Source organism: Arthrobacter sp. KUASC02, assembly GCF_059739395.1.
Genome location: NZ_AP046053.1, coordinates 3,184,306 through 3,207,520, shown reverse-complemented (window position 1 = coordinate 3,207,520; position 23,215 = coordinate 3,184,306). Strand labels below are relative to the sequence as shown.

The 23,215-nt window shown below is 66.8% G+C and carries 22 protein-coding genes; 18 read left to right on the top strand and 4 right to left on the bottom strand.

All coding sequences use genetic code 11. From position 1 onward, the window contains the following. Positions 1–52 precede the first annotated feature (52 nt). The 11 genes from dxr (at position 53) to AC6JAC_RS14840 (ending at position 11,719) form a co-directional block, all read left to right on the top strand. Positions 53–1,237, top strand: a complete 1,185-nt coding sequence (gene dxr / locus AC6JAC_RS14890; protein ID WP_028272159.1) for a 1-deoxy-D-xylulose-5-phosphate reductoisomerase — start codon at positions 53–55, stop codon at positions 1,235–1,237. Between the two features lie 18 nt (positions 1,238–1,255). Next, positions 1,256–2,587 (top strand): M50 family metallopeptidase, encoded by a 1,332-nt coding sequence (locus tag AC6JAC_RS14885; RefSeq protein WP_028272160.1) that lies wholly within the window; start codon positions 1,256–1,258, stop codon positions 2,585–2,587. Between the two features lie 105 nt (positions 2,588–2,692). Further along, a complete protein-coding gene (locus tag AC6JAC_RS14880; RefSeq protein ID WP_028272161.1) occupies positions 2,693–3,367 on the top strand; it encodes a hypothetical protein in 675 nt (224 codons plus the stop codon). Then, a complete protein-coding gene (locus tag AC6JAC_RS14875; protein ID WP_028272162.1) occupies positions 3,364–3,927 on the top strand; it encodes a hypothetical protein in 564 nt (187 codons plus the stop codon). The genes AC6JAC_RS14880 and AC6JAC_RS14875 overlap by 4 nt, the downstream gene beginning before the upstream one ends. A gap of 42 nt (positions 3,928–3,969) precedes the next feature. Then, on the top strand, positions 3,970–4,263 hold the full coding sequence (locus AC6JAC_RS14870) for a YciI family protein (RefSeq protein WP_028272163.1): 294 nt from the start codon (positions 3,970–3,972) through the stop codon (positions 4,261–4,263). A gap of 50 nt (positions 4,264–4,313) precedes the next feature. Beyond that, positions 4,314–5,480, top strand: a complete 1,167-nt coding sequence (ispG, locus tag AC6JAC_RS14865; RefSeq protein ID WP_028272164.1) for a flavodoxin-dependent (E)-4-hydroxy-3-methylbut-2-enyl-diphosphate synthase — start codon at positions 4,314–4,316, stop codon at positions 5,478–5,480. Further along, the gene (locus AC6JAC_RS14860) at positions 5,443–6,330 is read left to right on the top strand and encodes a GNAT family N-acetyltransferase (RefSeq protein WP_028272165.1); all 888 of its coding nucleotides are present in this window, start codon (positions 5,443–5,445) and stop codon (positions 6,328–6,330) included. The genes ispG and AC6JAC_RS14860 overlap by 38 nt, the downstream gene beginning before the upstream one ends. 40 nt (positions 6,331–6,370) lie before the next feature. Beyond that, a complete protein-coding gene (locus AC6JAC_RS14855) occupies positions 6,371–7,120 on the top strand; it encodes a hypothetical protein (protein WP_156037178.1) in 750 nt (249 codons plus the stop codon). A 441-nt stretch (positions 7,121–7,561) separates the two neighbouring features. After that, positions 7,562–9,373 (top strand): proline--tRNA ligase, encoded by a 1,812-nt coding sequence (locus AC6JAC_RS14850; protein ID WP_028272167.1) that lies wholly within the window; start codon positions 7,562–7,564, stop codon positions 9,371–9,373. Positions 9,374–9,391: 18 nt separating this feature from the next. Next, entirely contained in the window at positions 9,392–10,186 is a 795-nt protein-coding gene (locus AC6JAC_RS14845) for a sulfite exporter TauE/SafE family protein (protein WP_028272168.1), read from the top strand. 66 nt (positions 10,187–10,252) lie between these two features. Next, complete coding sequence (locus AC6JAC_RS14840) at positions 10,253–11,719, top strand: pyridoxal phosphate-dependent decarboxylase family protein (RefSeq protein ID WP_028272169.1); 1,467 nt, start codon at positions 10,253–10,255, stop codon at positions 11,717–11,719. Between the two features lie 24 nt (positions 11,720–11,743). On the opposite strand, the gene AC6JAC_RS14835 is transcribed toward AC6JAC_RS14840, so the two are convergent. The 3 genes from AC6JAC_RS14835 to AC6JAC_RS14825 all read right to left on the bottom strand — a co-directional run bounded on the left by AC6JAC_RS14835 (position 11,744) and on the right by AC6JAC_RS14825 (position 14,844). Then, positions 11,744–12,751: an aminoglycoside phosphotransferase family protein gene (locus tag AC6JAC_RS14835; RefSeq protein ID WP_497965224.1), complete on the bottom strand. Its 1,008-nt coding sequence runs from the start codon at positions 12,749–12,751 to the stop codon at positions 11,744–11,746. A 43-nt stretch (positions 12,752–12,794) separates the two neighbouring features. Beyond that, entirely contained in the window at positions 12,795–13,526 is a 732-nt protein-coding gene (locus AC6JAC_RS14830; RefSeq protein WP_028272171.1) for a VIT1/CCC1 transporter family protein, read from the bottom strand. Positions 13,527–13,608: 82 nt separating this feature from the next. Next, positions 13,609–14,844: a ferritin-like domain-containing protein gene (locus tag AC6JAC_RS14825; protein WP_497965222.1), complete on the bottom strand. Its 1,236-nt coding sequence runs from the start codon at positions 14,842–14,844 to the stop codon at positions 13,609–13,611. Between the two features lie 105 nt (positions 14,845–14,949). Here AC6JAC_RS14825 and rimP point away from each other — a divergent pair, with 105 nt between their 5' ends. The 5 genes from rimP to rbfA all read left to right on the top strand — a co-directional run bounded on the left by rimP (position 14,950) and on the right by rbfA (position 20,922). Continuing rightward, positions 14,950–15,567 carry a ribosome maturation factor RimP gene (rimP, locus tag AC6JAC_RS14820; RefSeq protein WP_454698068.1) on the top strand — a complete coding sequence of 206 codons (618 nt, stop codon included), beginning with the start codon at positions 14,950–14,952 and terminating at the stop codon, positions 15,565–15,567. Beyond that, entirely contained in the window at positions 15,567–16,547 is a 981-nt protein-coding gene (gene nusA, locus AC6JAC_RS14815; protein ID WP_028272174.1) for a transcription termination factor NusA, read from the top strand. Before rimP ends, nusA begins: the two co-directional genes overlap by 1 nt. A 217-nt stretch (positions 16,548–16,764) precedes the next feature. After that, a complete protein-coding gene (locus tag AC6JAC_RS14810) occupies positions 16,765–17,106 on the top strand; it encodes a YlxR family protein (RefSeq protein WP_028272175.1) in 342 nt (113 codons plus the stop codon). Positions 17,107–17,258: 152 nt separating this feature from the next. Continuing rightward, positions 17,259–20,165: a translation initiation factor IF-2 gene (infB, locus tag AC6JAC_RS14805; RefSeq protein WP_028272176.1), complete on the top strand. Its 2,907-nt coding sequence runs from the start codon at positions 17,259–17,261 to the stop codon at positions 20,163–20,165. Positions 20,166–20,412: 247 nt separating this feature from the next. Continuing rightward, a complete protein-coding gene (rbfA, locus tag AC6JAC_RS14800) occupies positions 20,413–20,922 on the top strand; it encodes a 30S ribosome-binding factor RbfA (RefSeq protein WP_028272177.1) in 510 nt (169 codons plus the stop codon). 68 nt (positions 20,923–20,990) lie between these two features. Here the strand turns inward: rbfA and AC6JAC_RS14795 are convergent, their stop codons facing one another. After that, entirely contained in the window at positions 20,991–21,959 is a 969-nt protein-coding gene (locus AC6JAC_RS14795) for a ScyD/ScyE family protein (protein ID WP_028272178.1), read from the bottom strand. A 160-nt stretch (positions 21,960–22,119) separates the two neighbouring features. On the opposite strand from AC6JAC_RS14795, the gene AC6JAC_RS14790 reads away from it, so the two are divergent. Next, complete coding sequence (locus AC6JAC_RS14790; RefSeq protein ID WP_028272179.1) at positions 22,120–22,605, top strand: nucleoside deaminase; 486 nt, start codon at positions 22,120–22,122, stop codon at positions 22,603–22,605. A gap of 83 nt (positions 22,606–22,688) precedes the next feature. Next, entirely contained in the window at positions 22,689–23,162 is a 474-nt protein-coding gene (gene trxA, locus AC6JAC_RS14785) for a thioredoxin (protein WP_442853353.1), read from the top strand. Positions 23,163–23,215 lie beyond the last annotated feature (53 nt).

The following is a 23,215-nucleotide window of genomic DNA, read 5'->3' as shown; positions in this document are numbered from 1 at the left end:
CGCCGGAGCGTCCGGCGGCGGCGGGACGGCCTGCGTGCGGGATACTTAACGGATGCAGCCACGCAGAATCGTTCTCCTCGGATCCACCGGTTCCATCGGCACCCAGGCGATTGACGTCGTCGACGGCGCCCCGCACCTTTTCGAGGTTGTGGCACTGAGTGCAGGCGGCGGGAACCTGGACCTCCTTGCCCGCCAGGCGGTCCATACGAAGGCCAGGGCCGTCGGTACGGCCAGCGGCGATGCGTCCGCCTTGCAGGAACTGATCGACGACGCCGCCCGCGCGGCCGGGGTGACCGGCTACCGCCCGGAGATCATCACCGGCCCGGACGCCTCCACCAGGATTGCGGAAATCGGGGCCGACGTGGTGCTCAACGGCATCACCGGCTCGATCGGCCTGGCGCCAACGCTGGCGGCCTTGAAGTCCGGCGCCACGCTGGCGCTTGCCAACAAGGAGTCGCTGATCGTGGGTGGCGCCCTCGTGAAGGCTGCCGCCCGGGAAGGCCAGATCGTCCCGGTCGATTCAGAGCATTCGGCCATCGCGCAGTGCCTCCGGTCCGGGACAGCCGACGAGGTGGACCGGCTCATCCTGACGGCCTCCGGCGGACCCTTCCGCGGCAGGACCCGCGAGGAGCTCCACAACGTCTCGCCGCAGGATGCCCTGGCGCACCCCACCTGGGACATGGGCCTGATGGTCACCACCAACTCCGCCAGCCTGGTGAACAAGGGCCTCGAGGTGATCGAGGCGCACCTGCTGTTCGACATCCCGCTGGACCGCATCGACGTGGTGGTGCATCCGCAGTCCGTGGTCCATTCCATGGTGCAGTTCGTGGACGGCTCCATCATCGCCCAGGCCTCGCCGCCGGACATGCGCCTTCCCATCGCCCTCGGGCTGGGCTGGCCGGACCGGGTGCCGAAGGCAGCCGCGGCGTGCGACTGGACCCAGGCGACCAGCTGGACGTTTGAACCGCTGGACACTGAAGCATTCCCCGCCGTTGGCCTGGCCAAGGACGCCGCCAAGCAGGGGAGCACCTACCCGGCCGTGTTCAACGCCGCCAATGAAGAGGCCGTGATGGCCTTCCACGCCGGCCGGATCCGGTTTACCGACATTGTGGATACCATCGAAGCGGTGCTCAGCGAACACCCAGGATCTTCCGGGCTGACAGTGGAGTCCGTACTGGATGCTGAAGCGTGGGCACGAGCGCGCACCCACGAACGTTTAGCAGTGAGCAGTCTCTAGGAAGCAGCAGATCTCAGCATGAGTCCCGTCATTCTCTTTATCCTCGGTGTCGTCTTTGTGGCGATCGGCATCGCAGTCTCCATCGCGCTGCACGAGGTGGGCCACCTCGTTCCGGCCAAGCTGTTCAAGGTGCGGGTCACCAAGTACATGATCGGCTTCGGCCCCACCCTGTGGTCCAAGCGCAAGGGGGAGACCGAGTACGGCATCAAGGCGATCCCGCTGGGCGGCTACGTGTCCATGATCGGCATGTACCCGCCGAACAAGGACGACGGCACGGTGCGTCCCTCCAGCACCGGCATGTTCCAGACCCTCGCCACCGAGGCGCGCTCCATGGCCCACGAGGAAGTGGGACCCGGCGATGAGAAGCGGGTCTTCTACCGGCTGCCGGTGTGGAAGAAGGTCATCGTGATGCTGGGCGGCCCTGCCATGAACCTGCTGATCGGGGTGGCGCTGACGGCCGTGCTCCTGATGGGCTTCGGGATCAGCACCCCCACCACCACCATCGCGGACGTCTCCAAATGCCAGGTCAAGGCCGGGGAAACGGTGGACCCGGATTCCGCCGACTGCAAGCTCACTCCAGCAGCTGCGGCGCAGCTCAAGCCCAACGACACCATCACCTCCTTCGACGGCAAGGCGGTGACCAGCTGGGAGGAACTGACAGGCTGGATCCGCGCCTCCGCGGGACGGGAAGTCAGCATCACGGTGGTACGCGACGGTTCGCCCGTCACCACCACTGTGACGCCGGTGCTCTCGGCGCGGCCGGTCATCGGCGCCGACGGGCGGCAGGCCGCCGATTCGAACGGGACCCTGCAGTACCAGGAAGTCGGTTTCCTGGGGATCGGTGCCCAGACCGCCCTGGTGGCCCAGCCGGCGTCGTCCGTGCTGCCCATGGCGGGGGAAAACATCCAGCAGGTTGCCGGCGTCGTCCTGAACCTCCCCGCACGGGTGGTGGGCGTTGCCAAGGCGGCCTTCAGCGAAGAGCCCCGCGATCCCAACGGGCCCATCAGCGTTGTTGGTGTGGGCCGCGTGGCCGGTGAAGTTGCCGCCATGGAGCAGGTTCCGCTGCAGTCCAGGCTGGCCGCCCTGGTGGGATTGCTGGCCGGACTGAACTTCGCGCTCGCGGTGTTCAACCTGGTCCCGCTGCTGCCCTTGGACGGCGGCCATGTTGCCGGCGCGCTGTATGAAGGAGCCCGACGGCGGCTGGCCAAGCTGTTCGGCCGGCCGGACCCCGGGGCGTTCGATATCGCCAAGCTCCTGCCCGTGACCTACGTCGTGGCTGCCCTGCTGATGGGCATGAGTGCCCTCCTGATCTACGCGGACATCGTCAAGCCCGTCAACCTGTTTGGCTAATCAGCCCATTCCGGCTTGGATTCCATAATCAGCTCTTTTTGACTGATGTTAATAAATCAGCCGAAAACGATTGATGTTTGGAAATCAGTCGATTATGTTTGCGGTATGTACGTTCTCACCATCGACCAGCGCGGCAGCACCGGGGACCGGGACCGCGTTCCCGGCCTGCTTGCCGAGCTCCACCGGAAGTCCACAGCCGGCCGGTTCGAACGTTCCGTCGGCGACGAAGTCCAGGGGGTGGTGGAAAAGCCTGCGGAAGTGGTGGACATCGCCCTTCATTGCCTGCGCAGCGGCCAGTGGTACGTGGGAATCGGAGTGGGGGCAGTTGACCTCCCGTTGCCGGCCAGCCCGCGGGAAGGATCCGGTGCGGCGTTCGTCGCCGCCCGGCTGGCAGTGGAAAAAGCCAAGTCCGCCGCCGCCCATGTTCCCTTGTCCGTGATTCCCGGCGGGCTGCGCCGCGGCGGTGCGGCGCCCCCGGAGGCAGGAACCGGCATCAGGGCCTGCGCGAACGCCGAGGCAGTCCTCCGGCTGATTGGCCGGCTGGTGCAAGACCGCACGGAGGCCCAGTGGAAAGTGGTGGACACCCTCCGCGCACTGCAGCAGGACGCGTCAGTCAGGCACGGCAGCCAGAAGCTGGCCGCAGCAAAACTCGGAATCACGGAGCAGTCGGTGAGCCGCGCCGTCCTGAGGTCCGGCTGGCAGGAAGAATGGGCGGCGAGGCCCGCCGCAGAGATGCTCCTGGCCGTGGCCCATGACGCCGTGCTGGAAGGAAACAGGTGAACGCCCTCTGGATTACCCTCGCCCTGCTGACGGCTGGTTTCGCCGGCTGGCCTGTCACCGCGCTGGTGTTCCGGTTGGCCCGGACCATCGACGACAAGGCGGACGCGGCCACGGCGGCAGAAGACCGCGCCGCCCGGGACCGTGCCGCCGACGAAGCTGCCAACGACCCCGCCGCCGATGTCACAGTGGACCGGGCCGCCGCGGACAGTGAATCAGCGGGCCGGGAAGCCGTCGACGGCGAGATCACCGTAGCCGGAGACGTGGCCGCAGACGCTGCCGGAAAGGTGCCTGCAGCGGCGGGCGCTCCGCCGGCACCAACCACACGGATCCTGCGCGGAGGAGCCATCATCGGCGTCCTGGAACGGCTGGCTGTGTGCCTGGCCATCCTGACGGGGCAGCCCGTGGCGATCGCCTACGTCGTGGCCATCAAGGGTCTGGGGCGCTTCGCGGAACTGAAAGAGACTCCTGTTGCTGCAGAGAGGTTCATCATCGGAACGCTGTCATCCATGCTGTGGGCCGCCGGAGTCGCTGCCCTCGTCAAGATCCTCTTCCTTAGCTGAACCGGATACATACTCCGGCGGGCAGGGCGATAGGGTATCCGTATGACTGTTTTTGCTGTTGAGTACGTATACGCCGCTGAGTCCACCGAAGCACGGAACGCCGCCCGCCCGGCACACCGGGAATGGACCGCTGCCCTTGCCGGTGAAGGCGCACTCCTGGCCAGCGGGCCTTACGGCGACGGAGCCGGTGCCCTGCTGATCTTCAAGGCCGCCGACGAAAACGCGCTGAACGGGATCCTCAAGCAGGATCCTTTCGCTGCCGCCCAGGTCATTGCGGGCACGCGCACCACGGAATGGAACCCGGTGACCGGCCTGCTGGCCGAGCACGCCGCTTAACCCGCCGGAACCACCCCACCATCGATACTTCGACCTAAATAGGAGTCCACGTGACCTCGGTCAGCCTGGGAATGCCGTCAGCACCGCCACCCGTCCTCGCACCCCGCAGGAAAACCCGCCAGATCAAGGTGGGCTCGGTGGGCGTCGGCTCGGATTCGCCCATCAGCGTGCAGTCGATGACCACCACGCCCACCACGGACATCAACGCCACGCTGCAGCAGATTGCTGAGCTGACGGCCTCGGGCTGCGACATCGTGCGCGTGGCCTGCCCGTCAGCGGACGACGCCGAGGCGCTGCCGATCATCGCGCGGAAGTCCCAGATCCCCGTCATCGCGGACATCCACTTCCAGCCCAAGTACGTCTTCGCCGCCATCGAAGCGGGTTGCGCGGCGGTTCGCGTCAACCCCGGCAATATCCGCAAGTTCGATGACCAGGTCAAGGAAATTGCCCGTGCCGCCAAGGACCACGGCACGTCCATCCGGATCGGCGTCAATGCCGGATCGCTGGAGCCCGGAATCCTCAAGAAGTACGGCAAGGCAACTCCCGAGGCTTTGGTGGAGTCGGCTGTCTGGGAGGCATCGCTGTTCGAGGAGCACGGCTTCCACGACTTCAAGATCTCCGTGAAGCACAACGACCCCGTGATCATGGTTGCCGCGTACGAGATGCTGGCCGAGCAGGGCGACTGGCCCCTTCACCTGGGCGTCACCGAAGCCGGGCCTGCCTTCCAGGGCACCATCAAGTCCGCCACGGCCTTCGGCGCCCTCCTGTCCCGGGGAATCGGCGACACCATCCGTGTTTCCCTTTCGGCTCCTCCGGTCGAGGAAATCAAGGTGGGCAACCAGATCCTGCAGTCGCTGAACCTGCGTCCCCGCAAGCTCGAAATTGTTTCCTGCCCCTCCTGCGGCCGCGCCCAGGTGGATGTGTACACGTTGGCCGAGCAGGTGACGGCCGGCCTGGAAGGGATGGAGATCCCGCTGCGTGTTGCCGTGATGGGCTGCGTCGTCAACGGACCGGGCGAGGCCCGCGAAGCTGACCTGGGCGTCGCCTCGGGCAACGGCAAGGGACAGATCTTTGTGAAGGGCGAGGTCATCAAGACTGTCCCCGAGAGCGAAATTGTTGAGACACTGATCGAAGAGGCCATGAGAATCGCTGAAGAGATGGGGGAGGCCGATGGCGAAGATGCTGTCAAGGGTAGCCCCGTGGTTAGCGTCTCGTAGGGAGACCGCAGGATCCGGTATCTCAATCCGGGTCCTGTCCGGTCCGGACACTGCCACGCTGCGGGAGTTGGCCAGGAGGGACGTTGTAGCCAACGTCTTCATCCTGTCCCACCTGGCGGCCACGGGAACAGCCGCGCCCACCATGGGCGGGGCCAGCATCTTTGGCGTGTTCGACGGCGACACCCTGGTGGGTGCGTGCTGGGCCGGAGCGAACCTCGTTCCGGTGCAGCTGGACCCGGACCTTGCCGGGCTCGTGGCCGAGCACGCACAACGCTCCGGCCGCCGGTTCGCTTCCATCTTCGGCCCCGCCGAAACGGTCCTGGCCATGCATGAACAGCTGGAACAGCTGGGGCAACCGGCGCACGAGGTTCGCGCGGACCAGCCGCTGATGACCATCGCAGGCCCGCCCGGCGTGCCCGCTAACACGGAGCTGGGTGTCGGCCAGCTCGCCGACTTCGACAGGATCCTGCCCGCCTGCGCCGCCATGTTCGAAGAAGAAGTGGGATATTCGCCGTTCCTGGGCGGCCGCGAGTTTTACAGCAGGCGCGTGGAAGGCCTCATCAGGCAGGGCCATTCCCTTGTCCACCTCGATGGGGACGGCCAGGTCATGTTCAAGGCCGAACTCGGCGCCGTCACCCCTGAGGTGACCCAGGTCCAGGGCGTCTGGATGAACCCCTCCTTCCGCGGCCTCGGACTCAGCGCCGGCTACATGGCCGCCGTCGTTATGCTGGCGCAGAAACTGGCGCCCATCACCAGCCTGTATGTCAACGACTACAACGCCCGGGCGCGGGCCACCTACGAGCGGGTGGGCTTCCACCAAGTGGGCACCTTCGCTACAGTTCTGTTCTAGCTGGCCCCAACGGCCGGCGTTCGAACTTATTGGGGGATAAATGAATACGTCCGTTGTGCGCTTTTTCGGGGCTTCTGCCCTCCTGGTGCTTGGCCTGTCCGCCTGCGGCGGTCCTGCCGCCCCTGCTGGCGCCGGGGCGTCCCCGGAAACGTCCGCCGCATCTGTCACCCCCAGCCCCACGCCAACGGAAGCGGCATTCACCATGCTGACCTCCGAGGAACTCGCGGAGATCGCCGGAGCCGTGAAGGACTCAGGCAGCGTACCCCTCTCCGTCTTGCCTGCCGACAAGGTTTCGCAGGCGCTCGACCAGATGATGTCCCTCATGACCGACGTGCAGGTGGAGCCGGCCGAGTGCAATTCCATCGCCACCGGGACGGCGATCAAGCCGGACAGCAACACCACCATGGCGGTGGGTGCCTCCACTTCGTCTACGGCGGAACTCACCCAGACGCTCTCCCTCGTGTCAGGCGTGGCGAAGGAAGAACTGGACCAGACGCTTGCCCGTCGCAGCAGCGAGATCGAAGACTGCAGCAGCATCAGCATGAACATCCAGGGAATGTCCATGACAGCCGAGACCACCCGGCTTGACAGCGGTGCCGGCACCGAGGGCGCGATTGCCATGCAAACGGACGTCACCTTGCCTACAGGCGGAACCCAGAGCACCGTGATGGCCTTCGCCGTCAAGGGCGGAGTCCTGATCTCGGCGCAGGCCACAGGGACCGGCGTTACGGAGTCCGACCTCGCGGCTGCGGAAGCCATGCTGGACCAGGCAGCCGCCCTGATCGACTAGCGGAACGGCCGCCGGGGAGAACGCGGTAACACAGAGTCAACTGTCGAAAACTGCGTGACGACTCTTGTAATGGTGCCGTGAATCACATAGGTTCTTCCTAGCCGCGCCGATGGGGTGCGTGCGGTCTCAGGGGGAAATCAGCAGATGGCACTGGACGTTGACCTTCCCAGCAGGCACGCCTAGCGCTTCCTCCGGACTTCTGGGTCCGACGGGCCGTAAGAGCCACGCCAAAACAGGATGACCAGCCGGCAACGGCCAGGGGCTTCCTTTCAGTTCTGGCGTGGCTCTTCTCCGTCCGGCGCGGGAACGCGCGGGGGTGAGGGGCATTGGCTCCGGCGGCCGGGAACCCGGCACCCGCCGCGCCACGGTAGATTAGTACCCAGACGAATTTGCCCAGCCCGTCATCTGAACAGGCACCTCCCAAGAAACGGATTCCTACCCGTGGTCCTTCGACTATCCAAGCTGTTCCTGCGCACCCTGCGCGAAGATCCCGCCGATGCCGAGGTGGCGAGCCACCGGCTCCTGGTCCGTGCCGGGTATATCCGCAGGGCAGCGCCGGGCATCTACACCTGGCTGCCGCTTGGCCTGAGCGTGCTGCGCAAAGTGGAGAAAGTCATCCGCGAGGAAATGACCGCCATCGGCGCCCAGGAAGTCCACTTCCCGGCCCTCCTGCCCAAGGAGCCCTACGAGGCCACCAACCGGTGGACCGAGTACGGCGAGGGCATTTTCCGGCTCAAGGACCGCAAGGGCGGGGACTACCTCCTGGCGCCCACGCACGAGGAAATGTTCACCCTGCTGGTCAAGGACCTGTACTCCTCGTACAAGGACCTTCCGCTGAGCATCTACCAGATCCAGAACAAGTACCGCGATGAGGCCCGGCCGCGCGCCGGCCTGCTGCGCGGCCGCGAGTTCATCATGAAGGACTCCTACTCGTTCGACGTCGACGACGCCGGCCTGGACGCGAGCTACAACGCACACCGCGCCGCCTACCTGAAGATCTTCGAGCGCCTCGGCCTTGAAGTGGTTCCGGTGGCCGCCACGGCAGGTGCCATGGGCGGCTCCCGGAGCGAGGAGTTCCTGCACCCCACCGAGATCGGCGAAGACACGTTTGTGCGCTCCGCCGGCGGCTACGCGGCCAACGTGGAGGCCGTGACCACCGTGGTGCCCGCGGAGATCGACTTCACCAACGCGCCTGCCGCAGAGATCCGGGACACCCCGAACACTCCCACCATCGACACGCTCGTGGACGCAGCCAACCAGCTGGTTCCCCGCGACGAGAACGACGGCGGCGCCTGGACGGCCGCTGACACGCTGAAGAACGTCGTCCTCGCCATCACCCTTCCCACCGGGGAGCGGCAGATCGTCGTCATCGGCGTGCCCGGTGACCGCGGCGTCGACCTGAAGCGGGTAGAGGCCAACATCGGCGCCTACCTGCCGGTCGCCGGCGAGATCACCGTTGAGGCCGCCGGCGAGGAAGACCTTGCCCGCAACCCCCTGATCGTCCGCGGCTACCTGGGCCCCGGCATGTCGCTGAGCGCACCGCTCCTCGGACTCGAAGGTGCCGCCAAGCTCCTGTACCTGGTGGATCCCCGCGTGGTCAGCGGCACCGCCTGGGTCACCGGCGCCAACATGGCCGGAAAGCACGTCTTCGGCCTCGTGGCCGGCCGCGACTTCGGCTGGGACGGCGTGATCGAGTGCACCGAAGTGCGTGCCGGCGACGAGGCCCCGGACGGATCCGGTCCGCTGGAGACCGCCCGCGGCATCGAGATGGGCCACATCTTCCAGCTCGGCCGCAAGTACGCCGAAGCCCTTGAACTGAAGGTCCTGGACCAGAACGGCAAGCAGGTGGTGGTCACCATGGGTTCCTACGGCGTCGGCGTTACCCGCGCCGTCGCGGCCCTGGCCGAATCCAACCACGATGCCAAGGGCCTGGTCTGGCCCCGCGCAGTGGCTCCCGCCGATGTCCACGTCGTGGCTGTGGGCCGGGGCGAGGAAATCTTCGCGGCGGCCGAGAAGCTCTCGCTCGAGCTTGAAGCCGCAGGCCTCGAGGTCATCTACGACGACCGCCCCAAGGTGTCCCCGGGCGTCAAGTTCGGCGACGCGGAGCTCGTCGGAGTGCCCACCATCCTGGCTGTTGGCCGCGGACTGGCGGACGGCGTTGTGGAGATCAAGGACCGCCGCAGCGGTGAGGCGGAGAACGTGGCCGTGGAGAAGGCCGTTGACTATGTGGTCAACGCCGTCCGCAGCAAGTAACCCTGCACGGCTGAAGGAGTGATCTCGGGATTCGAGTCGCTGGAGCCCGCCACGCTGATCCTCATCATCGTGGCGGGCTTCGCCGCAGGGTGGATTGACGCAGTGGTGGGCGGCGGGGGACTGATCCAGCTCCCGGCGCTGCTGCTGGTGCCGGGCATCAGCCCGGTCCAGGCTCTCGCCACCAACAAAATGGGTTCCATTTTCGGGACCACCACCAGCGCCGTGACGTACTACCGGCGGGTCAGGCCGGACCTGCGGACCGCCATACCCATGGCAGTCATTGCGCTGGCCGGGAGCTTCGGCGGCGCGGTGCTGGCCGCCACCCTGCCGGCGAGCGTCTTCAAGCCCATCATCGTTGCGGCGCTGGTGGCCGTCGCGCTGTTTACGGCGTTCAAACCCAACATCGGCGACCTGACCTCGCTCCGCCACGACGGCCGGACCCACTACGTGGTGGCCTGCCTCATCGGAGCGGCCATAGGATTCTACGACGGCCTGATCGGGCCAGGGACAGGTTCATTCCTGATCATCGCGCTGGTGTCCGCGATGGGCTACGCGTTCCTCGAGGCCAGCGCCAAGGCAAAGATCGTGAACATGGCCACCAATGCCGGTGCCCTGATCTTTTTCCTGCCGCACGGCTCGCTGCTCTGGGGCGTGGGGCTGGTGCTGGGACTCGCCAACATGGCGGGCGGCTACCTCGGGGCGCGGACCGCGGTGAAGCAGGGCAGCACCTTCATCCGCAACGTTTTCCTCGCCGTCGTCGGCGCCCTCATCCTCAAGCTCGGCTTCGACATCTGGCAGGACACCTTCGCCTAGCAGGCTAGCCGACGGGGATGCGAAAGACCCTCCCGGCCGGGAGGGGCGCGGGCGTACCATGCTCCTATGTCAACAGGGGACGAGCCTTTCCGCGACGCCTTGGACGCAGCAGCCGGGCACGCCCGTGAATGGCTGGCAAGCCAGCAGACCCGCCGGGTAGGGCCCCGGGCCACGGCAGGGGAGCTGGAGGCCGTCTTCGGCGGCCCCCTGCCCCGGGCCGGCATGCCGGCAGAAGAAGTGATCGACTATCTCGCGGCCGAGGCGGAACCCGGCCTGATGGCCATGCCATCGGGCCGTTTTTTCGGCTGGGTCATCGGCGGCACCCTGCCCGCCGCCCTGGCTGCGGACTGGCTGGTCAGTGCCTGGGACCAGAGTTCCATGCTCCGTGCCGCCACGCCCGCCACGGCGGCCCTCGAGGCCGCAGCCGGGCACTGGTTCCTGGAGCTGCTGGGCTTGCCGGAAACGGCCGACGTCGGTTTCGTCACCGGCGCGACCATGGCCAACTTCGCCGGCCTGTCCGCCGCCCGCTGGCGCGTCCTCAAGAAGGCCGGCTGGGACGTGAACACCGGTGGCCTTGCCGGCGCACCGGCACTGCGCTGCATAGTCGGCCAGGAACGCCATGACTCGATCGATCTCGCCTTGCGGTACCTGGGCCTGGGAAGCCCCATCGTGGTGCCTTCGGACCGGCAGGGCCGCATGGATCCGGCGGAGCTGGACTGTGCACTGGACCGCGCCGCCCTGGACCGCTCCGGCCTGGACCGCACCGGTCCGGACCGCGCCTTGGTCCCGGCATCGGACGGCACCGCCGTGTCAGCCGCCCCGCCGATTGTGTGCCTGCAGGCCGGGAATGTGCATTCCGGCGCGTTCGATCCGTTCCTCCAGGCAATCACCGTCGCGAAGGCACATGGCGCCTGGGTGCACGTTGACGGGGCTTTCGGACTCTGGGCGGCTGCGGTGCCGGAACTTGCCGCCCTGACCGCAGGCCTCCACCTTGCTGACTCGTGGGCAACCGATGCGCACAAGACACTCAACGTGCCCTACGACTGCGGCATCGTGGCTGTGCGGGACACGGAGGCGCTTGAGGCCGCCATGAGCGTCGACCCCAGTTACATCATCCGGGATGCCGGCGCGGCAGCGGATCCCTTCCAGACCGTCCCGGAACTCTCCCGCCGTGCGCGCGGCGTTCCCGTGTGGGCGGCGCTGAAGTCCCTTGGCCGGGATGGCGTTGCGGCGCAGGTGCGCAATCTGGCGAGCCGCGCTTCGCAGTTGGCGGAGCAACTGTCGGCGCTGGACGGCGTGGAAATACTTAACGACGTCGTCTACACACAGGTCTCGCTGGCCTTCGGCGATGACGCCACCACGCGGGCCGTGACGGCCCGGATCATCGAGGACGGGCTGGTGTGGATGTCCGGTTCCCGCTGGCAGGGGCGGGATATCCTGCGTCTTTCAGTGAGCAACTGGACAACGGACGACGCCGACGTCGAGGCAGCCGTCGCGGCCGTGCGGAAAGCGCTGGCAGCAGTTCGCGGCTAGGCCCGGCCGCTGAACCACAGCCGCCTAGCCCGGCCCTGCTTCACCCGGGGCCGGGAGGTCATGCGCAGCTGGCAATCCGTCCAGGGTGCGTCCGGCCAGCGTGCTGGCCACCCAGAGCGAACGGGCCAGATCGCCGCCGTGATGGGGACGCGAGGCATAGGACAAGGCGTTCTCAACTTCGCGGGCAAGGCTCCACTGCCGGGCCGCCTCGGCATCCAGCCCGGCCGCCTCGCTGAAGTCGCGGCACCTCTCCAGCAGTCCCCGCCGGGGATTAGAGCGGGAGAGGTCCCGGATGCGGTTCCACAAGAGCGGGGCCACGGAGAACTCTGCCTCGCCGATCATCGGCTGCGGGTCGATGGCCGCAAAACCGCCCTGCGGCCGGGCCAGGATGTTCAGGAAATGGAAGTCCGTGTTGACCAGGACGTCGGTACCGGCGCGGCGGCCCACGGCTCCGCGCGTCTGGCAAACTTCCAGGGCAGCCTCCAGCAGCCAGCGCGGAAATGGCCGGCCGAGCTGCTCCCAGTCCGCCGGAAGATCATCGCTCCACTGCTCGGCGCGGGCCGCCACATGGTCGAATTCCTGCCACTCCGGGCGATGGTCCGGCCTCAGGCCCAACTGCCGTGTCAGCCCGCCCCAGACGGCTGCGGCCGCATCGAGCGGAACGTCCTCAAGGGAACGGCAGGCGTCCAGCCTTTCCAACAGCATGGAACACGTCCCGGCGTCGGATTCCAGGAGCCGCACCGCGCCGTTGCCGTCCCACAGCCGGAGGGCGAAACGCTCCACCCGGGCTTCGTCGTGCGGGTAGGCAACCTTGAGGACTGCGGGGGTGCCCTTCCGGGTTACCGGGACAACTACGGCTCCGTGGCCGTTCCAGGGGAGCTCACCGGGCGCCAGATCCACCTCAAGGTCCCACCGCTCCAGGCGTCCGCAAATCAGTCCCTGGAGTGAACCCAGCCACGCGCGTCCGCCGCTTGTCCTGCCGTACCGGCGGCTCAGGTCAGGCGGGATGGGGACATCGGCGAGTGCTTTCATCGGATCCAGCGTAACTGCTGGCCCGCCGGCAGTTGGCGGAAGGTCAGGCGACCACGCCGCTGGCCCCCAGCAGGTTGCCGATCCCGAAGGTCGCGATGAGGGCCAGGGCACCGCCGAGCACCACCCTGAACGCAGCCTTCGACTTCGAGCCTCCGCCGATCCATGCTCCGAGGGCGCCGGTCAATGCCAGCGCCACCAGCACTGCCGCGAACGTCAAGGGGACCCGGATCTCCTCCGGCGGCAGAAGGATTGCCAGCATGGGGAGGATCGCTCCGATCAGGAACGCGATGGCGGACGCGAAGGCGGCATGCCACGGGCTGACGATGTCGGTCTCATCGATGTGGAGTTCGGCGGAAAGGTGCGCGCCGAGGGCGTCGTGGGCGGTGAGTTCCTCGGCCACCGTGCGGGCCGTGGCGGCGCTGAGGCCCTTGCCCTGGTAGATGGCGGCGAGCTCCTCGAGCTCCTCCTCGGGCTGTTCAGCCAGTTCGCGTCTTTCTTTTTCGATGAGCGCCTGCTGGCTGTCCTTCTGGCTGCTGACGGATACGTATTCGCCCAGCGCCATCGAGATGGCGCCACCCACGACGCCGGCCGCACCGGCGATCAGGATAGGGCCTGAGTCCGTGGTGACGCCTGCCACGCCCACCACGATTGCCGCGACGGAGACGATGCCGTCGTTAGCGCCCAGAACTCCGGCACGCAGCCAGTTCAGGCGATGGGCGATGTCGTTGTGGTGCGGTTCGTTTTCATGCTGCGTTGCTGCTCCCGCGATGTCCATGGGTATAGCAAACCATCGGCCACCGCGGCCTGCCAGTAATACAAGGCTAAGAAAGGTAAGGCACGCTTAGGCGAGGCAGGTTCTATCCGGCGTCCGACGGCGCAGGCGACGCCCCCGGCGCTGTCGATTCCTGCGACGGGCTGTCCTCCGGGAGCTCCGGAAGCTGCGCTGTATCCACCACGATGCCCGGCAGGGGACCAGGGTCGGAGCCCCACAGTACGGCGCGGTTGGCGGCGGCGAGAAGGCCCGAAATGGCCCATTGCCGCGTGCTCCCGCCGCTCAACGCCACCAGGTCCCCGTAGACCGGAAGGGTTCCTGCTTCAAGGCTTCCCAGCCCGGCGGCGGGGGAAGCGAGGAATGAGGGGCCGAGGGTGTACCCGGCCTCCCGCGGCGGAATATCCACGCACAGGGCGCGGCTGAAGGCCTCGGCTTCGGCAAGGACCGATTCATGCCGGGCCAGCAGCGCCGACGCCGAGCCGGCGGCGGCTCCGTCGAGGCGGGCAAGCGCCACCTGGTAGCCGTAGATCGTTTCGGCCTCGGTCTTGACAGTCATCGCCAGCGCTGTCTTCGGGGTGGCCGATCCTCCAGCCGGATCGGACTCGGTGGTGGCTGGCGGGCAGGAACCGCCCGCTGTTGGCGATGCGGATGCCGACGACGGGGCCGGCGGCTCGGTTGTCGGTGAAGCGGCTGCCGGTGAAGCGGCTGCCGGTGAAGCGGCTGCCGGCGAAGCGGCGGGGGACCCTGGCGCCGCCGGGGCAGCTGCCCCCAGCGCCGGTGCCAGCGAGGCCGCCTGAAGAACCTGGGCGGTGCCGACGGCGGCCAGCAGCCGTGCCATCCCGCCGTCGGACGCTGCCGCATCCTCGAGGCGCTGGCTGCCGCTGGCGGACAACGCCGCGACGAGTGCCGCGGGGGAATCCGCACCCTCGGCCGGTGCCCCCTCGGCCTGCGCCGTCGGAGTTGCGGTGGCCGTGCCGGCTCCCGATGCGGAAGCAGCACCCGTGGCCGACGCGGACGGTTCCGGACCGGTCCCGGTCAGCGCCCTCGCCTGGGTTGTCAGCAAAGTCACAGTGCGCAGCAGGGCCTGGCGCTCGGCGCCGGAAAAGGAGTCAGCCATTTTCCTTCCCGCAAGGCGCAGCTGCGTCGTTTCGGCAAGCGCGGAGGCACGTGCCCGTTCGGAAAACGCGGGTTCCGGCGCCTCCTGCGGAGGTCCGGGAGTCAGGGCCAGCCCCAGGCTGATGACGAGTATGGCCAACGATGCCAGGATGCCGTACCGGAAATAGTGTGCCGGCCGGGGTTTTTCCTTGGTGTCGTCTTTCACAACAGACCATGTTGTCATGCCCGGCAGCAAGCGAGTGCACCACGGTGGCCATAAAATGGCTACGCTAGTACACACAACATCATCTAGCGGGAGGCGGCCGGCATCGTGAGTAATGCAGAAGCCACGACTTCATCAGACCGGACCGGGACGGGCAAGGCTGAGGCCGAATCCGTGCACAACCCGGAAGCCGAGCGCGTCCGGGCGCTGCTGGAACCCTCGGTCCAGGCAAACCGGCTTTACCTGGAGGACGTATCCATTCAGGTTGCCGGTGCAAACCGTGTGGTCCACGTAGTGGTGGACCTGCCGCAGGAGGAGACCGGCGGAGTAAGCCTTGACGTTATTGCCGAGATTTCCAAGGAGCTCTCCGGCATCCTGGACAGCGACCCCAGCTACGACAGCCGCCCCTACGACCTCGAGGTTTCCTCGCCCGGCGTGGGACGGCCCCTGACCGAACCGCGCCACTGGCACCGTGCCCGCGGCCGCATGGTCAAGGTGAACGTCATTCAGGGCGAGAACCTGACCGGCAGGATCCAGGCCGTTGATGAGGACGGCGTGACACTGATTCCGGAGATCGCCGCCAAGAAGGGCATGAAGCCCAAGCAGGGCGAGCCGGAGAAGATTCCTTTCGACAGGATCCGCAATGGAAAAGTCGAGATAGAGTTCAGCCACCTCGATGAGGTCGGTCTGGAAGATGAAAACAATGGACCTTCTGAGGAGGCCTGATGGATATTGACATGAGCGCACTGAGACTTCTGGAGCGTGAGCGTGAAATCCCGCTGGACCTCCTGATCCCCACCATCGAGCAGGCGCTGCTGGTGGCGTACCACAAGTCTCCGGGAGCCTTCGAGAAGGCCCGCGCAGAGCTGGACCGCAAGAGCGGCCACGTAACCATCTGGGCAACCGAAATCGACGACGACGGCGCCCCCATCGGTGAGTTCGAGGACACCCCGGCCGGGTTCGGCCGCATCGCTGCGAGCACGGCACGCCAGATCATCCTGCAGCGGCTGCGCGACGTCGAGGACGACAACGTCCTGGGCGAGTTCAAGGGCCGCGAGGGCGAACTTGTTGCCGGCACCATCCAGCAGGGCAACAACCCGCACATGATCCAGGTGAACCTTGGAACGGTGGAGGCGCTGCTGCCCCCGCCCGAACAGGTGCCCGGCGAGAAGTACATTCACGGAAACAGGCTTCGCGCCTTCGTCATCGACGTGCACCGCGGCACCAAGGGTCCGTCCATCACGTTGTCCCGCTCGCACCCCGGACTGGTCCGGAAACTCTTCGAGCTGGAAGTTCCGGAGATCGCCGACCGTTCGGTGGAGATCGTGGCACTCGCCCGCGAAGCCGGGCACCGCACCAAGATCGCTGTCAAGGCCAACATCCCCGGCATCAATGCCAAGGGTGCCTGCATCGGTGAAATGGGCTCGCGTGTCCGGGCCGTCATGACCGAGCTCAACGACGAAAAGATCGACATCGTTGACTTCAGCGAGGATCCGGCCAGCTTCATTGCCAGCGCATTGTCGCCGTCAAGGGTGAATTCCGTCACCATCACGGATGAGGCGACCCGCTCCGCACGTGTGGTGGTGCCGGACTACCAGCTGTCGCTTGCCATCGGCAAGGAGGGCCAGAACGCCCGCCTGGCCGCCAAGCTCACCGGCTGGCGGATCGACATCGTCTCCGACGCCGCGGTTCAGCGCGAAAACTAGCCCGCCGTTGCGGAGGGCACCCTCGGACTGTCCCGCCCGGTTTCGACCCGTCGTTTCGGGGCCGGGGCACCTGAGGGGCTAGAATAGACATTGACCGTGCCTTATGGCCGGTATCCGTGCGCCTTGAGCGTGCCCGCAGAACCTGCGTTCCTTTGGAGCGCAGCACCGGCGGGCGGGTTCGGGGCGGCAGATTTGTAAGGGCAGGAAGATACTCACCGTGGCGCACACGCAACACTTTGAGGATCAGCCGCAGCGTACCTGCATCGGATGCCGGAAGAAGGGTCCGCGGTCTGAGCTACTCCGGCTCGTCGCCGAAGGCAGCGGTTCCGCCGCTGTCGTGGTGGACGAACGACGCCGGATGGCTGGCCGGGGTGCTTGGCTGCACTCCAGCGAAACGTGCCTGGCGCTGGCTATCAAGCGGCGTGCGTTCGGACGTGCCCTCCCGGGCACCACCGGAATTGCCGCCGTCGAGCGCCGGATAACGGCAGGCACGCAAGCCGTGGACACTCCGGTGGCCGCAGCAACAACCGTCCAACCTGAAAGCGGGTCAGAAAACTGATGGAAACCCGATGAGTTCCCAGCGATGAGTGCGCAACGATGACAACTTTGTTGCGCTCTGCAATGGACCTTTCAGCTGCACTCGCGGCGGAGGTCCGCAGTAAGAAGTAGACGGTTCGTGCCTGGCTCGGTGCGGACCGAGACAGGAGAAATGTGGCCAAGGTCCGCGTACATGAGCTTGCTAAAGAGCTCGGTATTACTTCCAAAGATGCAGTAACCAAACTGCAGGAACTGGGCGAATTCGTTCGCTCCGCCTCTTCCACCATTGAGGCCCCCGTTGTGAGGAAACTCCGCAACGCCTACCCCGCCGCCGGCGCTTCGAAGTCCGAAGCTCCCGCTGCAGCGCCCAAGGCACCCGCCAGCCCCTCGGCTTCCCGTCCGGCCCCCGCGCCGGGCCCGGCAGCTCCGAAGGCTCCGGAACCCAAGGCTGAAGCTCCGGCCGCAGCCCCGGCCCCGTCGGCGCCTGCTCCCGCTGCAGCCCCTGCCCCCGCAGCCCCGGCTCCAGCAGCAGCTGCGCCGGCAGCCCCGGCCGCACCGTCCACCGGTGCTAAGCCCGGCGCACGCCCGGCCCCCAAGGCTGAAGCTCCCGCGGCCCCGTCGCGCTCCGGCGGCCAGGGCGGTTCGGCACCGCGTCCGGGCGGTCCCCGTCCCGGCAACAACCCCTTCGCCACGTCCCAGGGCATGCCCCGGGGCCGCGGCGGCGACAACGAACGTCCGCCGCGTCCGGGCAACAACCCGTTCGCGCCTTCCCAGGGCATGCCCCGTCCGGGCGGAAGCCGCACCGAGGGCGAACGCCCCGGCGGCCCGCGTCCGGCAGCCGGTGCAGGTGGACCCCGTCCGGGTGCTCCGCGTCCCGGCGGCACCCAGGGTGCACGTCCCGGCGCTCCGCGTCCGGCCGGTGCTCCCGGTGCACGTCCCGGTGCAGGCGGCGGAAACCGTCCTACTCCGGGCATGATGCCTAACCGCACCGAACGTCCCGCACCCGCTGGTGCAGGCCGTCCCGGCGGCGGTGGCCGCGGCCCCGGACGCCCGGGCGGCGCACCGGGTACCGGTGGTGCTCCGGGTGCCGGTGGCGGTGCTCCGGCCGGCGGTGGCTTCGGCAAGGGCGGCCGCGGTCGCGGTGGCACCCAGGGTGCCTTCGGTAAGGGCGGCGCAGGCCGTGGCAAGCAGCGCAAGTCGAAGCGTGCCAAGCGTCAGGAACTCGAGCAGATGAGTGCTCCGTCGCTGGGTGGCGTAAGCGTGCCCCGCGGCGACGGCAACACCGTTGTCCGGCTCCGTCGCGGCTCGTCCATCACGGACTTTGCCGACAAGATCGAGGCGAACCCCGCTGCACTGGTGACCGTACTCTTCCACCTCGGCGAAATGGCCACGGCCACGCAGTCGCTGGATGAAGAGACCTTCGCCCTGCTGGGCGAGGAGCTTGGCTACAAGCTCCAGGTCGTGTCCCCGGAGGACGAGGAGCGCGAGCTGCTCAGCACCTTCGACATCGACTTCGACGCAGAGCTGGAAGCCGAAGGCGACGAAGTACTGGAGGCACGTCCTCCGGTTGTCACCGTCATGGGTCACGTGGACCACGGTAAGACCCGCCTGCTGGATGCCATCCGTAACTCCGACGTTGTCGCGGGCGAACACGGCGGCATCACGCAGCACATCGGTGCTTACCAGATCACCACCGACCACGAAGGCATCGAACGCAAGATCACCTTCATCGATACTCCGGGCCACGAGGCGTTCACCGCCATGCGTGCCCGTGGTGCGAAGGTCACCGACATCGCCATCCTGGTGGTCGCAGCGGACGACGGCGTGATGCCGCAGACCGTTGAGGCCCTCAACCACGCACAGGCGGCCAACGTGCCGATCGTCGTGGCTGTGAACAAGATCGACAAGGAAGGCGCCAACCCGGACAAGGTCCGCGGCCAGCTGACCGAGTACGGACTGGTTCCCGAGGAATACGGTGGCGACACCATGTTCGTGGAGGTCTCTGCCCGCCAGAACCTCAACATCGACGAGCTGCTCGAGGCAGTCCTGCTCACCGCAGACGCTGCCCTGGACATGCGCGCCAACCCGAACAAGGACGCCCGCGGTATCGCGATCGAAGCCAACCTGGACAAGGGCCGCGGTTCCGTGGCCACCGTCCTGGTCCAGTCCGGTACGCTGCACGTCGGCGACACCATCGTGGCAGGCACGGCCCACGGCCGCGTCCGTGCGATGTTCGACGACGACGGCAGCGTCCTGACCGAGGCCGGCCCGTCCCGCCCCGTGCAGGTGCTGGGTCTGTCCAACGTCCCGCGTGCAGGCGACACCTTCTTCGTGACCGCTGACGAGCGCACCGCCCGCCAGATCGCCGAGAAGCGTGAAGCAGCCGACCGCAACGCCGCCCTGGCCAAGCGCCGCAAGCGCATCAGCCTGGAAGACTTCGACCAGGCCGTCGCCGAAGGCAAGATCGACACCCTCAACCTCATCCTCAAGGGTGACGTGTCCGGTGCCGTGGAAGCCCTCGAAGACGCGCTGCTCAAGATCGACGTCGGCGAAGGTGTCCAGCTCCGCGTTATCCACCGCGGTGTCGGTGCGATCACGCAGAACGACGTCAACCTGGCAACGGTCGACAGCGCCGTCATCATCGGCTTCAACGTCAAGCCCGCCGAGCGTGTTGCCGAACTGGCAGACCGCGAAGGCGTGGACATGCGCTTCTACTCCGTCATCTACGCAGCAATCGATGACATCGAGCTGGCCCTCAAGGGCATGCTCAAGCCGGAGTACGAAGAGGTCCAGCTTGGCACCGCCGAGGTCCGCGAAGTGTTCCGTTCCTCCAAGTTCGGCAACATTGCCGGTTCCATCGTTCGCTCGGGTGTTATCCGACGCAACACGAAGGCCCGCATCAGCCGCGACGGCAAGATCATCGGCGACAACCTCACCGTTGAGACGCTCAAGCGCTTCAAGGACGACGCAACCGAGGTCCGCACGGACTTCGAGTGTGGTATCGGCCTTGGCTCGTACAACGACATCAACGAAGGCGACATCATCGAGACCTTCGAGATGCGCGAGAAGCCGCGCGTCTAGGTTGTCCTAGCGTTACAGGTGCGGGGCCGTTGGGTTTTTCCCGGCGGCCCCGCCCCTTCGCCGGATGGTTTTCGATCTTCGATCGCAAACCATCCGGCTCCGATAGGCCCGATGCCACTCCCTGGCCGCCGGAAAAAACCCAACGGGAGTCCGTCGTAGACTCGCCTTTAGTGCGTGGCAGATAACTGAAACGTGCGACGCAGCCCAAGTGGCCGTCGTCGTACATCCAAAATTTTTAGGAGTGGAAATGGCTGATCCCGCACGGGCTGCCAAGTTGGCGCAGCGGATTAAGGTTGTTGTTGCGGAGGCGCTGGGCCGGAGGGTGAAGGATCCCCGCCTGGAGGGCGTCACCGTGACCGATTCGCGCGTCACCAATGACCTGCAGCACGCCACGATCTACTACACCGTCTTCGGGGATGAAGTGGCGCACGCCGATGCCGCCAAGGGCCTGGAGAAGGCCAAGGGCGTTCTCCGGCAGGAAGTGGGCCGCAACATCACGGTCCGGCTGACTCCCACCCTCGAGTTCGTGGCTGACCAGATCCCGGTGAATGCCTCCAACCTCGAAGAACTGCTCCGTGCCGCCAAGAAGCGCGACGCCGAGGTTGCCGCCCTGGCTGCCAGCGCCAAGCACGCCGGCGACGCCGATCCTTACAAGAGCGACATTCCCGAGGATGTCGAAATCGACGAGGACGACTTCGACGAAGAGGACGAAGACCTCATCGACGACGAAGAAATCAACGAAGACGGCAACAAGTAGGACGTCGCATGCATGATTGTGGCCGGACCCGGAAGGGGTCCGGCCACTTTTGTGTCCAGGGAGCGGCCTCAGTGGCGGGAGTGGCCGTCCAAGTCAATGGACACCAGTTTGCCGTCGGGCGCCTGGTTCGGCGCCGGGAGGGCATCCGTGCTTGCGTACAGCTTGGAATCCCTGATGGAGACGTCGGCCGTGAGCTTGCCTGTCAGGACAGTTCGCTGCCCGTCGTCGCCGTTAATCCTGAGCACGCCGTTGCCGAACAGCGACGCGACGTAGATGTCGCCGTCGTCGTCAAGTGCCAGCCCGGTGGGGGAGAGCGCGTCGTCGGCAAATAGCCTAACCCTGCCGTTGTCCGGGTTGACCTTGTAGACGGACCCGGGTGCGCCAAGCCGCGGATCTTCCGGTCCGCCGGGAAGCGTGGTGACGTAGAGCCACCCGTCGGGCCCGACTGCCACGACCGTGGGCACGGGTTCAAATGCATACGTCCGTCCCACAACACAGTCCGGCAGTTGCAGTGCAGCCGCAACCTCCGCAGTGATCCGGTAGGGCTGGGGCGGCAGGACGGCGACGGTTTCCGTGTCACCTGAACGGAGGTCCACGGAGACCACGCTGTTGGCTCCCGCATCGGCCACATAGGCCGTGCGGCCGGACAGGGCGATCGAGTACGGATGGGAATCCACGTCGCCTGTGTACGAGGCGGGCGGCATGCCTGCGGGCAGCTGCGCGGCGCACTCAGCCGGCAGGTTGCGGAAACCGTAGCGGGTCCCGCCGTCGGCGTTTTCGTTCGACTCCAAGGAAGCGAAGTCCCCGAATGTCCACTGCGTACCGTCATCGCTGATGGCCCGGATATGGCCTGCCAGCGGCCGGTCGTCCATCGGGCCCGCGCCCTGGCTTTCCAGCAGGTACAGTGTGGACCGGCGCTCCGCGGTGCCCGCCACGTCCCAGTCAGGAGCCGAGTAGACGGTGGACTTGCTGCCGTCGGCGAGAACCCGGGTCAGGCGGCCGGCGAATTCTCTCCAATGGCCTTTGATGAGTATCAAGAGCCTTGAGACCACGGATTGGCTACCGCAATGAACGGCCGCCCCCACTGCCCATATTCTAATTCCGGGTGTTCGGCGCCGTCGATGGTCCCGTCGATGGTCACGCAAACTGCCGGGTCCGGCTCACCGGAAAAACAGGCCGGCTGGCTATGATCGGAGCATGGATGCCCAACCTTCAGCCGCCGATATCCAGGATTTCCTGGGCCAGGCCATCAACCTCGCCGTTCAGAATGTGGCCGACGGCGGCGGACCGTTCGGTGCGCTGGTGGTCACCGCGGACGGAAAACGCCATTTTGGCGTCAACAGGGTCACCCGGGATAACGACCCCACTGCACATGCCGAGGTTGTTGCCATCCGCACCGCGGCGGCAGAATCCGCCAACTTCGATCTCAGCGGGGCGGTGCTCTACGCAAGCTGCGAGCCCTGTCCGCTGTGCCTGGCGGCTGCGTTGTGGGCGCGGATCGGCCGCGTGTATTTTGCCGCGGACCGGCACGGTGCCGCGGCAGCCGGGTTCGACGACGCCCTGTTCTACGAATATTTTGACGGCACCCGCCCGGAACTGATGCCGGTCAGCCAAACCGATGTCCCGACGTCGAACGTCCCTTTTGACGCGTGGCGGGACAACCCGGACCGCACTGAATACTGACCTCGGCGTGGGGGTTCGGGCCTGCTGGAGCGGCGGGACCTTCGACTCTATCCGGCAATGGTCGGCAGGCGTCCGATTAAGCCATGACCTCAGGTGCGGCTGGAAGGCAGCGCGGAGCAGTGGACCCGCGACTCATCAGGTGCCCCGGCTGCGGGAAGACAAACAGGATCCCGGCAGCTGCTCCCGGCCGTCCGCGCTGCGGCAACTGCCGCCACGACCTGCCATGGATTGTCGACGCCGGTGACGCTGACTTCAAACACATCGCCGAGCAGTCCACCGTGCCTGCCCTGATCGACTTCTGGGCCGAGTGGTGCGGCCCCTGCAAGTTGGTCAGCCCCGTCCTGGACCAGCTGGCAACCGAGAAGGCAGGCCGGATCAAACTGGTCAAAGTGGACGTGGATAAGGCTCCCGGGCTCTCCGCGAGGTTCGCAGTCCAGGCCATCCCCACGCTGATGGTGATCGTCAGCGGAATGGTGATTGCCCGGCAGGCGGGCGCCGCGCCGGCGCCGGCCCTGCGGACCTGGCTGGAGCACGCGCTTTCGTCCACGCTGAGCTGAGCAGCGCTCCGGTCCCGGCCCCAGTCGTTGCTCAGCAATCTGCAGCACATTCT

What these genes read in the sequence shown, in the direction of transcription:
- dxr (WP_028272159.1), top strand. Translation starts at nt 53, where the DNA reads ATGCAGCCACGCAGAATCGTTCTCCTCGGATCCACCGGTTCCATCGGC.
- AC6JAC_RS14885 (WP_028272160.1), top strand. Translation starts at nt 1,256, where the DNA reads ATGAGTCCCGTCATTCTCTTTATCCTCGGTGTCGTCTTTGTGGCGATC.
- AC6JAC_RS14880 (WP_028272161.1), top strand. Translation starts at nt 2,693, where the DNA reads ATGTACGTTCTCACCATCGACCAGCGCGGCAGCACCGGGGACCGGGAC.
- AC6JAC_RS14870 (WP_028272163.1), top strand. Translation starts at nt 3,970, where the DNA reads ATGACTGTTTTTGCTGTTGAGTACGTATACGCCGCTGAGTCCACCGAA.
- AC6JAC_RS14860 (WP_028272165.1), top strand. Translation starts at nt 5,443, where the DNA reads ATGCTGTCAAGGGTAGCCCCGTGGTTAGCGTCTCGTAGGGAGACCGCA.
- AC6JAC_RS14855 (WP_156037178.1), top strand. Translation starts at nt 6,371, where the DNA reads ATGAATACGTCCGTTGTGCGCTTTTTCGGGGCTTCTGCCCTCCTGGTG.
- AC6JAC_RS14840 (WP_028272169.1), top strand. Translation starts at nt 10,253, where the DNA reads ATGTCAACAGGGGACGAGCCTTTCCGCGACGCCTTGGACGCAGCAGCC.
- AC6JAC_RS14835 (WP_497965224.1), bottom strand. Translation starts at nt 12,751, where the DNA reads ATGAAAGCACTCGCCGATGTCCCCATCCCGCCTGACCTGAGCCGCCGG.
- AC6JAC_RS14830 (WP_028272171.1), bottom strand. Translation starts at nt 13,526, where the DNA reads ATGGACATCGCGGGAGCAGCAACGCAGCATGAAAACGAACCGCACCAC.
- nusA (WP_028272174.1), top strand. Translation starts at nt 15,567, where the DNA reads ATGGATATTGACATGAGCGCACTGAGACTTCTGGAGCGTGAGCGTGAA.
- rbfA (WP_028272177.1), top strand. Translation starts at nt 20,413, where the DNA reads ATGGCTGATCCCGCACGGGCTGCCAAGTTGGCGCAGCGGATTAAGGTT.
- AC6JAC_RS14790 (WP_028272179.1), top strand. Translation starts at nt 22,120, where the DNA reads ATGGATGCCCAACCTTCAGCCGCCGATATCCAGGATTTCCTGGGCCAG.
- trxA (WP_442853353.1), top strand. Translation starts at nt 22,689, where the DNA reads ATGACCTCAGGTGCGGCTGGAAGGCAGCGCGGAGCAGTGGACCCGCGA.